The following is a 10,198-nucleotide window of genomic DNA, read 5'->3' as shown; positions in this document are numbered from 1 at the left end:
CCCGCGCCTGAACCCGCAACGCCCGGAGGCCCCATGTCCGGCGAGCTGATGCGGCGGCTCAAGCCCTATCTCGGCCCGGCGCTGGCCCTGGGCCTGCTGGCCGCGGCGGCCTGGGCGCTTCAGGCCCAGCTGGCCGAGTACAACCTCCAGGACATCACGGACATGCTCCTGAAGGAGAAGGACCGCGACATCCTGCTGGCCTTCGGCTTAACCGCGGTGAACTTCATCGTGCTTGCGGGCTACGACATCCTGGCCCTCAACTACATCGGCCACCCGCTGGCCCCGTACCGCGCGGTGCTGGCCTCCTTCGCGGGCAACGCCTTCAGCAACACCATCGGGCTGTCCACCCTGGCGGGCAGCTCCGTGCGCTACCGCCTGTACTCCTCCTGGGGGCTCACCCCCGGGGAAATCGCCAAGATCGTGGTCTTCACCACCCTCACGCTCTGGCTGGGGCTCTTCTCCATCGGCGGCATCATCTTCACGGTGAAGCCCCTGCCCCTGCCCACGTGGATCACCCTGCCCTTCCACACCACGCGGCCCCTGGGGCTCATTTTGCTGGCCGCGCCCCTGGCCTACCTGTACGCGGCCCTGCGCAAGGAAACCCCCTGGCGCATCGGCAAGCTGACCCTGCTTTTGCCCAAGTTCCGCAGCGCGCTCTTGCAGGTGGCCGTGGCCTCCCTCGACTGGGCGCTGGCCGCGGCGGTTCTGTACGCCCTGCTGCCGCCCTGGGCCAACGTGAACTTCCCGCTGGTCCTGGGCGCGTTCCTCCTGGGGCAGATCGCCGGGCTCATCAGCCAGGTGCCGGGCGGGCTCGGCGTGTTCGAATCCTGCCTGCTGTTCCTGCTCACCCCGCGCATTCCCGCCCCGGCGCTTTTCGCCGCGCTGGTGGCCTACCGCGTGGTCTACTACTTCATTCCCCTGGCGCTGGCCTCGGCCCTCTTGGCCGCGCGGGAGACCATGGCCGCCCGCGACCCCATCCGCAACGTCATCGCCTTCCTCATGCAGTGGTTCCCGGTGGTCATGCCGCGCATCCTGGCCTTCCTCACCTATCTGGCGGGCGTGGTGCTGCTGTTCTCCGGGGCCACGCCCTCGGTGTCCTCGCGCCTGGACTGGCTGGAGGACTTCCTGCCCCTGGGCGTGCTGGAGTTCTCGCACTTCGTGGGCAGCCTGGCGGGCCTGGGGCTCATCATCCTGGCGCGCGGCCTGCAGAAAAGGCTCGACGCCGCCTATTACGTCACCTGCATCGTGCTTTTCGCGGGCATAATGTCCAGCCTTTTGAAGGGGCTGGACTACGAGGAGGCCTTCCTCCTCACCGTGCTGCTGCTGGCGCTTCTGCCCTGCCACAAGTTCTTCTACCGCAAGGCCTCGCTCCTGTCCGAGGGCTTCACCCGCGGCTGGGTGGCGGCCACGGTGGCCGCCCTGGCCTGCACCGTGGCCCTGGGCTACATGGCCTACGGCGACGACGCCATGAACCGCGAGCTGTGGTGGGTGTTCACCTTCGAGGACGAGGCCAGCCGCTTCATGCGCGCCGTGGTGGGCATGCTGGTGCTCCTGCTGTGCATCGCCGCGCTCCGGCTCATGCGTTCGGCCCGGCCGCGCTACGTTCCGCCCAGCGAAACCGACATGCAGGCCGTGCGCAGCATCGTGGCCGACTCGCCGCAGACCCCGGCCTACCTGGCCCTGCTGGGCGACAAGAACATCCTGCTCACCGCCAAGGGCGACGGATTCCTGATGTACGGCGTGGCCGGACGCAGCTGGGTGTGCATGGGCGACCCCGTGGGCCCGCCCGCGGCCCGGGCCGAGCTGGCCTGGCGTTTCCGCGAGATGGTGGACCTCTACGCCGGGTGGACCGTGTTCTATCAGGTGGACCGGGTGAACCTGCCCCTGTACCTGGACCTTGGCCTGTCGCTCATCAAGATCGGCGAGGAAGCCCGCGTGCCCCTGCCGGAGTTCTCCCTGGCGGGCCAGGCGCGCAAGGGCCTGCGCTACACGCGCAACATGGTGGAGAAGGAAGGCGCGGTGTTCGAGATCGTGCCCATCGAGGGCGTGCCCGCCATCCTGCAGGAGATGAAGGCCGTTTCCGACGCGTGGCTGGCAAGCAAGAACGCGCGGGAGAAGAAGTTCTCCCTGGGCTTCTTCTCCGACGAGTACATGCTGCAATGCCCCCAGGCCGTGGTGCGCAAGGACGGACGCATGGTGGCCTTCGCCAACATCTGGGAAGGCGCCCACCGCGAAGAACTTTCCGTGGACCTGATGCGCTACCTGCCCGACGCCCCGCCGAGCGTCATGGAATACCTGTACATCATGCTCATGCTCTGGGGCCGCGAGCAGGGCTACCTGTGGTTCAACCTGGGCATGGCGCCCTTCTCCGGCCTGGAGAACCACGCCCTGGCCCCCACCTGGGCACGGCTCGGCTCGCTGCTTTACACCCATGGCGGGCAGCTGTACAACTTCCAGGGTTTACGCCGCTTCAAGGACAAATTTGATCCCGTGTGGGAGTCGAAATACCTGGCCAGTCCCGGCGGCACGGTTCCGCCGCGCGTTCTGGCCAACATCGCCACCCTGGTTTCGGGCGGCATGCGGGGAGTCATCGCAAAATGAGACGTCTTGTTTCGCCGCTTCTGGCGGTGTGCGCCCTGGCCATGTTGCTTCTGGCCACCCCGGCCTGCGCCAAGCCGGAAAAAGCCCCGGAGAAGCTCAGCTTCGGCGTGTTCGGCGAGGTGCTCATCTACCGCAACGCCGAAAAGAACGGCGGCGAGCCCGGCCGCGCCGTGCTGCTCTTGTCCGAGGGCGCGTGGGATGCGCGCATGGACAAGGCCGCGCGGCTCATGGCCGACATGGACGCCACCGTGGTCGGCATAGACACCAAACGCCTGCTGGACCCCCTGCGCGCCAAGGCCGAGGGCTGCTTCTACCAGGCCTGGGAGTTCGAGGGCCTGTCCAAGATCGTGCAGAAGACCCTCGGCTACAAGGGCTACCACCAGCCCGTGCTGGCGGGCTTCGGCGAGGGCGCGGCCGTGGCCTACGCCACCTTCGCCCAGGCGCCCAAGGAAATCTTCGCCGGGGCCATCGCCCTGGGCTTCTCGCCCCGGGTGGCCGTGGGCAAGCCCTTCTGCGCGGCCAACGGCTACCAGTTCGACAACGCCACAACGCCCGCGAACGGGACCAGCGCCGGCATCGTCATGCGTCCCGTGGGCAAGCCCCAAGGCACCCTTGTCGTCATCCAGGGCAAGAACGACCAGCGCTATTCCCTTTCCGAGGCCGAGGCCTTCGCCAGCCAGATCCCCGGCTCTCGCGTCATGCCCCTGGACGGCGCGGGCCAGGACCTGGGCGACCCCAAGCTCTGGCGCGCGGCCTTCCGCGAGGCCCTGGACCAGATCGCCCCGGCGGGCAAGGGCGCGGCCAAGATCCACGCCAAGGACGTGGACGACCTGCCCCTGGTGGAAGTCCCGGCCGCGCACCCCGGCAAGACCCTGGCCGTCATCGTCACCGGCGACGGTGGCTGGGCCGGCATCGACCAGCAGATCGGCGACATCCTGGCCCGGCACGGCGTGTCCGTGGTTGGCTTCAATTCGCTGAAGTATTTCTGGAACGCGCGCACGCCGGAGGAGATGGCCCACGACCTGGAGCTGACCCTTACGCACTACGCGGCCAAGTGGGGCGCGGAAAAGTTCATCGTGGTGGGCTACTCCATCGGGGCCGACGTGCTGCCCTTCATGACCGGCCGCATGAGCGAGGCGACCAAGGCCAGGCTGGCCGTGGTGGCCATGCTGGGCCCCGGCACCCACGCGGACTTCGAGTTCCACCTGTCCAACTGGCTGACCACGGAGAACGTGCCCGAGGGCGCGCCCATGATCCCGGAGATGGCCAAGCTGTCCAAGACCAACGTGCTGCTTGTATGCGGCGACGAGGAAGAGGGCACCCTGTGCCAGGGCTATCAGGCTCCCAACGTGAAGAACCTGATCGTACCCGGCGGCCACCATTTCAACAAGGAATACGACCACATCGCCCTGACCATCCTGCGCGAGGGCGGCATCGCCCCGCAGCAGTAGACGGCCCGAGCCCAGGAGCAAAGCCGTGAGCGCCCCAGCAAAACCGCGTCTGGCCTACATAGACAACGTCCGCATCTTCCTGTCCATGCTGGTGGTGGCGCACCACGCGGGCCAGCCCTACGGGCACGACGGCTGGTGGCTCTACCAGTCGCAGCTCAAGAGCCAGTGGATCGGCCTGTTCTTCAGCGTCAATGAGGCCTTCTTCATGGGCCTGTTCTTCCTCATCGCCGGCTATTTCCACCCCGGCAGCCTGGACCGCAAGGGCCCGCTCAAGTTCGTGCTCGACCGCCTGTGGCGCTTCGGCGTGCCCATCGCGGTGATGGTCCTCGGCATCACGCCCATCTTCATGTACTTCCACGACATCATCTGGAAGCACATGGAGCTGACCTCGTACCTGGACTACTACCTGGGCGCGTACCTGGGCATCCTGGCCCCGCCGGCCGGGTGGACCGGCCCCAAGGGCCCGAACCAGGAATTCGTGCACCTCTGGTTCATCGAGAACCTGTTCATTTACGGCTGCGTGTACGCCCTGTACCGCACCTTTGCCGGCGCGCGCGACCAGAAGCCCAAGGCCCTGCCCCAGGAGCCCATCGCCCCGGCCACGGCCCATTGGGCGCTTGTGAAGCTCGTGCTCTGGCTCACGGTCAGCACCTACCTCATCCGCATCTGGAAGAGCGTGGACGACTGGAAGGTGCTGCTGGGCTTCTGGGAGATCGAATTCGCGCACCTGCCGCAGTACGTGACCATGTTCGTGCTGGGCCTCATGGCCGCGCGCCGCAACTGGTTCACGCGCTTCCCGGCCAAGGCGGGCTTCGTGTGGCTCGGCATCGGCATTGTCTGCGTGGGGCTGTGCTTCGCCCGCGGCGTGGGCTTCAACTTCCCCTTCTGGAACGGCGGGGCCGATCCCATCGCCATCCTGCGCGCCACCTGGGAAAGCTTCCTGTGCGTGGGCTTCTGCGCGGGCTTGCTTACCCTCACGCGGGAGCGCTTCCCCGGCCAGACGCCCTTCACCAAGGCCCTGTCCGACAGCTCCTTCGCCGTGTACATCTTCCACGTGCCCGTGGTGACGCTTCTGCAGTACTGGCTGAGCGACAGCGGACTGGGCCCCTTTGAGCTGTTCGTGGTCATCTCGGTGCTGGGCATCCTCATCAGCTTCCCGCTGGCGCACTATGTGCTGCGGCGGCTGCCCATACTGGGCAAGGCCCTGTAGCGCGTACAATCCCGTAGATCGCCTTCGTTTTTGTCGGTCAGAAGTGTAGGTTCACGCGCTCGACGCCGCGCAAGCGCCCGGCATTATTCGCCGTACGCCCTGGCGCTGTTCTTGCTTGGCTCCCCCCAAAACCGGAGGAGCCCCATGGAAACCGTGAGTACGCCGTACGGGCGCGTTCCCGTCGTCGGCATCGTGGAACGCTTCGAAGACGGCGCGGTCAAGTCCTGCACGCCCGCCTGCGAGGCCGTGTTCGAAACGCCCCTTGGCCCCCTCTGCGCCCAGCACACCACCGACGACCTGCGCCGCCGCACGGTGCAGGCCATCTCCTTCCACCACACCGGCGCGCTGCGCGCCCTGCCCCTGGAGCGGCCCACGCGCATAACGACCCCGGCCGGGACCATGGATGTGGAGCTCGTGACCTTTCACCCGGACGGCTCGCTGTGCCGGGCCTTTCCGCTGAACGGCAAGCTCTCCGGCTACTGGACCCAGGAGGATGAGGGCAGGCTGGCCGCGCCCCTGGAGCTGGCCACGCCTGTGGGCCCTTTGGGGGGCAGGTTCATCGGCATTTGCTTCGCCCCAGGCGGGCAGCTTTTGAGCCTGACCCTGTGGCCGGGCGAGACCGTGAGCGTGCCCACGCCCATCGGTCCCCTCAGCGCCCGCGTGGGGGTGAGCTTCCGCGTGGACGGCACCCTGCGCTCCCTTGAACCCGCCAAGCCCCAGGCCGTGCCCACTCCGGCTGGCTTCATCCAGGCCTATGACCTGGACGCCGTGGGCATCTGCGGCGACGTGAACTCCCTGTGCTTCGGCCGCGACGGCGGCATCACCCGCGTGAGCACCAGCCTGACCAGCGTGCTGGCCAGCGGTCCGCACGAGGACGAGCGCGTGTACGCGCCGGAAAGCCGCGAGAGCCTCTGCGGCGACGGCGAACGCGAGCCCGTGCCCATGCGCCTGGAATTCGAGGAAGGCCTGGCGCGCATCAGAACGCGCGACAACGTTCCCTGGCATGAGCTGGACCTGTCCATCTGGACCTTGCGGACGCAGCCCTACCTGGTGCAGTTCGTCAATCCCTTCGGGCGACTGAGCTGCGCCTGCTAGACGCGGCACCGGCGGGAAAGCGGAAAAGACGGGGGATCAGGGCTCGTCGGACAGCAGCCAGGCAATGGCCTCGGCCTCGTCCAAAAACAGCCGGTAACAGCGGCCCTTGTTCTGCATCAGGTGCTCGAAAAAGCGCGCGCTGACCATGTTCTCGGCCAGGTCCAGGGCGGCGGTGCGCTTCTTGTCCGGGCGGGGCGGGTAGTTGTGCACCACGTATTCGAAGACATCGGGGATGCTGGCCCGGGGGGCGACGCCCCGCACATCGATCAGAAAACGCGTATGGCCGGACGCTTCCGCAATCCTGTCGAGGCGCCGGTGCCGTTCCGCAACCTCCGCGCTGAAATAGGGACCGTTGAGGGTGATGCGGAAATATCCCTCGCCTTCGGCCACCGCGATGTCGAGCTTCTGGTCCATGCATTCTCTCCAGGGGGCGTATCCTCCCAAGTCAATCAGCTACCTTCCTGGGGGTGTTTGCTTCCTTATCTCCCAGGCCGTGCGCAGTCAAGGCGTACTCAGAGTATGCCCTGCAAAACCGATAGGATACGCGACGCAACACAGATCCCGGTCAGCGCCGGAACTCCCCGCGGGAGATTATGTGGCAGGGAAAAAGGTTGAACGAATGCGCCCTGCCCACCGGGAGCAGGACCGGGCCGGGCTCAGGCGCTGGGACCGGGGCCGCAGCCCGGCGCGTCCAGGGCGGCCTGGGCCATCAGCTCGCGGATGCGGGCCAGATGCCCGCGGAAGCAGTAGTAGAACTTGACGTCGTTGCCCAGCACCTGCCCCACCTGCGCGTCGGTCATGCGGCGCTTGAAGCCGCCGCCGGTGTTCTGGTGGTGGATGCAGCGCACCAGGCCGCAGTAGCGCACCTCGCCGCCGTGCACGCGCAGGGCCAGGTCGTGGGCCACGTCGTCCACCTGGGAGGGCGAATAGCGCAGGTCGAACTGCGGGCCCTTGTCCAGGTGGGCCAGGCGCAGCAGATGGCAGCAGCCCATGACGTTGTCCGTCGGGCGCACGAAGTCGTACAGGCCTGTGTCGTACTGGGCGATGCGGCAGGGCTCGGTGAGCTTTATGCCCGCGTTGCAGGCCAGGGAGAACGCGCGGAAAAGATACTGGAACATCCGCGGCTCCGTGCCGAAAACCACCTTGGCCCCCACCACGGTGGTGGACGGCTGGTCGCGCATGACGGTGAGGAAATGCGCCAGCCAATCCGCAGGCAGTTCCACGTCGTCGTCCAGATAGGCCAGAAACTCGCTGGCGCGCACCTCCGGCAGGGCGGCCAGCCAGTTGCGCGCCGCAGGCGCGCCCACGTTCACCGGCAGGGAGATGACGCCGTAGTCGTTGTGCGGGAACAGGGCGCGGGCGGCCTCGGCCACCTGGAGGCTGCGGTCTGTGCAGCCGTTCAGCAAAATGCGCAGCTTGGCCTTGCCGATGTCCGTCCCGGCCAGGCTGGCCAGGGTCTTTTCCAGGTCATCGGCCTTGTTCCAGGAATACAGGCAGATGCACACGTCTTTCTGCGCGGGCAGCGAGCGGTCGGCTCGCGTGGGATTCTCCAGTTCGGCCATGCGATAGCGCAACGCGGTCTGGCGCGGGTCCAGGGCCAGGGATTGGCGGTAGGCGCCCAGGGCCTGGTCCGTATGGCCCCGTTTGGCGTGCAGTTCGGCCACGAGGTTCAGCTGGATCTCGTCGCGCGGCAATTCGGCCACGGAGGGCCACAGGGCCATGGCCCCGTCCACATCGCCCAGGTCCGCAAGATGTTGGAACAGGCGGTAGTCCCACTCGCGCTGGAAGAAGGGCGGCACCACGAAGGCGTCCAGCCACGTCCCCCGCTCGACGCCGCTGTAGTGGTCCAATTGCAGCATCTGCGAGGCGGCCAGCACATGGCCCGGCGTCCGCTTGAGCACGGCCTGCAGTTTGGCGCGCTTGCGCTCCATCTTGCCGGGGTCGTTCATCACCGAGGTGAAATCGTACAGCGAATCGTCCAGGGGGAAGCTCTTCAGACGCTCCATCCGCGCACCCGCCTGCGCGTCGCCGAAGAGCCGGTGCGCCATGTCCAGGCACTGCCGGTGGAACGGCCCCAGGGCCATGGCCTTGCGCACAAGCGGCACGACCCATTCGCGTGTTTTCGGGTGGCTGGCGGCCGCGCCATCGCGCAGAATGCGCGACAGGTAGGCCAGGCAGGCCTCCAGGTCGGGCAGCAGATTGGCCGCATGCACCTCCAGAATCCCGAACACACCGTCGAGATCAACAAGGTCCAACTCCTCGAAACGGTCCGTGGGGATGTAGGCGTCTTTCACCATGGGGCGCGCGGTCTCCGGGGTGTTTTCATGCATCGGGGGGCATGGTTTTTCCTAGCGCAGCGCTTTGGGCCGCGCAATGCAAAATCGCCCGGCGCGGGTCTGTGGCAACCAGCGGTGCAGGTTTGCAGGGGCGATCAGCGCGCAAGCGCGCTGCGGATGGCCGGAAGCATCGCCTGGGCAAGCACTTCCCGCCCCTGGTCCGTATTGTGGATTCCGTCAGGCTCGTAGGCGATGAAGTCGCGGCCCACAAACACTCCGCGCAGGTTCACAAAATACGGCCGGTCTTGGAGCGCCGCCTCCATGCCCCCGTACATCCGGCTGAAATTGGCGCGCATGACTGGCAACAATTCAAGGCGCCGAGCAAGCCCGGCCTCGGGAATGCCTCCGGCCTGCGCCTCCTGCCAGGCCAAGGGCTGCAGGAACGCCAGAAACCGCGCGTTCATGCCCCGGGCGGTGCGGTCCACATAGTCGTAGCGGGCGCGCATGGCTTGTCCCACCTGTCCCGGCAATGGCGAATCCGCCCCGATTTCCTCCAGGGCGTAAGTCAGCCGGGAATACAGCTCCCAGGTGAAGGACGCGTACGCCGCGGCAATCAGCGGCTTGAGCACGCCAAACGGAGTGCTCCAGTAGCTTTCCACGTAGCCCTTTATGCGCGCGTAACCTTCGTGGGCGTTGGCGCTGCGGCCCACAATGGCGTAGCTGGTGTCATTGGCCCCATCGAGGAACACGATGAGATCAGGCCAACGCTCCCGCTCCAGCTGGGCTTTTTGCAGTTGCTGCACCTCTTGCAAGGTGTTGAAGGAGTTCACTCCGAGGTTGAGGCACACGCATGGCATGTCCTTGCTCAGCTCGCGGCAGATGATGCTTGGCAGCGTGTGGGCCGCGTCGGTGCTGTCTCCGCGCATGGTGGAGCCGCCAAGAAACCAGATGACGCGCTCCGTTCCCGGCCTCGCGGCCGGCGCGGGCGTGGTTTCCCGCAGCCCCTCCGCAGAGGTGTAGAGGGTGAGGCTGTCATACACGATGCGGCTGCCTTCGCGCGATTTGCCGTAAATGACGTAGTTCATGGTGGTAACGACTACGCAGCAGCAGACCTCAAGCATGATCACGGCCAGGACAAGCAGGCGCAGCGCCTGCCAGGCTGCGGTCAGCGAACGGATCAGAACGCCGGGGCGGCGAGGCTGTGTGGTCTCCGGGATTTGCGGTTCAGGCATGCTCAGCTCTCCAAATCGCAGTTCTTTTGGCTCAGATACACGAAGCCTCTGCGTAGCGCCAGGGCGAAGGGCCAAAAGACCGGACGGAACCGGTTGCCGCCACCGGTCCTGGCGCAGCCTGCCCCGCGCGCTTGGAGTTGCGCCACAAAAGACAACCCCGGACATCACATCCGGGGGTAATCTTGAAACGCTTGGCTCCCCAAGCCGTCTTGAAACATGTTGGATTCGTGCGTGGCGGGAGAAGTAAAACTGCCAAGACCTTGCCAACGGCGGATTTTGAATCTTTGGCTTTATGATCCCCGCAAGTGTCCAAGGGCGGCAGCCAGCCTCCCG

The 10,198-nt window shown here is 66.5% G+C and carries 7 protein-coding genes; 4 read left to right on the top strand and 3 right to left on the bottom strand.

Annotation, left to right across the window (positions count from 1 at the left end; genetic code table 11):
* Positions 1-33: 33 nt before the first annotated feature.
* The 4 genes from mprF to VN419_RS01105 all read left to right on the top strand — a co-directional run bounded on the left by mprF (position 34) and on the right by VN419_RS01105 (position 6,357).
* A complete protein-coding gene (gene mprF, locus VN419_RS01120; protein WP_325643545.1) occupies positions 34-2,601 on the top strand; it encodes a bifunctional lysylphosphatidylglycerol flippase/synthetase MprF in 2,568 nt (855 codons plus the stop codon).
* Complete coding sequence (locus VN419_RS01115) at positions 2,598-4,052, top strand: AcvB/VirJ family lysyl-phosphatidylglycerol hydrolase (protein WP_325643543.1); 1,455 nt, start codon at positions 2,598-2,600, stop codon at positions 4,050-4,052. The genes mprF and VN419_RS01115 overlap by 4 nt, the downstream gene beginning before the upstream one ends.
* Positions 4,053-4,077: 25 nt before the next feature.
* Entirely contained in the window at positions 4,078-5,262 is a 1,185-nt protein-coding gene (locus tag VN419_RS01110; RefSeq protein WP_325643541.1) for an acyltransferase family protein, read from the top strand.
* 144 nt (positions 5,263-5,406) lie between these two features.
* Positions 5,407-6,357, top strand: a complete 951-nt coding sequence (locus VN419_RS01105; protein WP_325643539.1) for a hypothetical protein — start codon at positions 5,407-5,409, stop codon at positions 6,355-6,357.
* Positions 6,358-6,393: 36 nt separating this feature from the next.
* Here VN419_RS01105 and VN419_RS01100 read toward each other — a convergent pair whose 3' ends face one another.
* From VN419_RS01100 to VN419_RS01090, 3 genes are all read right to left on the bottom strand, one after another.
* Positions 6,394-6,771 (bottom strand): hypothetical protein, encoded by a 378-nt coding sequence (locus VN419_RS01100; RefSeq protein WP_325643537.1) that lies wholly within the window; start codon positions 6,769-6,771, stop codon positions 6,394-6,396.
* Positions 6,772-7,013: 242 nt separating this feature from the next.
* Positions 7,014-8,687 (bottom strand): glycosyltransferase, encoded by a 1,674-nt coding sequence (locus tag VN419_RS01095; protein WP_325643535.1) that lies wholly within the window; start codon positions 8,685-8,687, stop codon positions 7,014-7,016.
* 101 nt (positions 8,688-8,788) lie between these two features.
* Positions 8,789-9,865 (bottom strand): SGNH/GDSL hydrolase family protein, encoded by a 1,077-nt coding sequence (locus tag VN419_RS01090; protein WP_325643533.1) that lies wholly within the window; start codon positions 9,863-9,865, stop codon positions 8,789-8,791.
* Positions 9,866-10,198: the final 333 nt, after the last annotated feature.

The organism is Humidesulfovibrio sp. (genome assembly GCF_035560995.1).
Classification (GTDB): Bacteria; Desulfobacterota; Desulfovibrionia; order Desulfovibrionales; family Desulfovibrionaceae; genus Humidesulfovibrio.
Note: the sequence above shows the minus strand (reverse complement) of the source record. Positions and strands in the feature narration are given on the sequence as shown.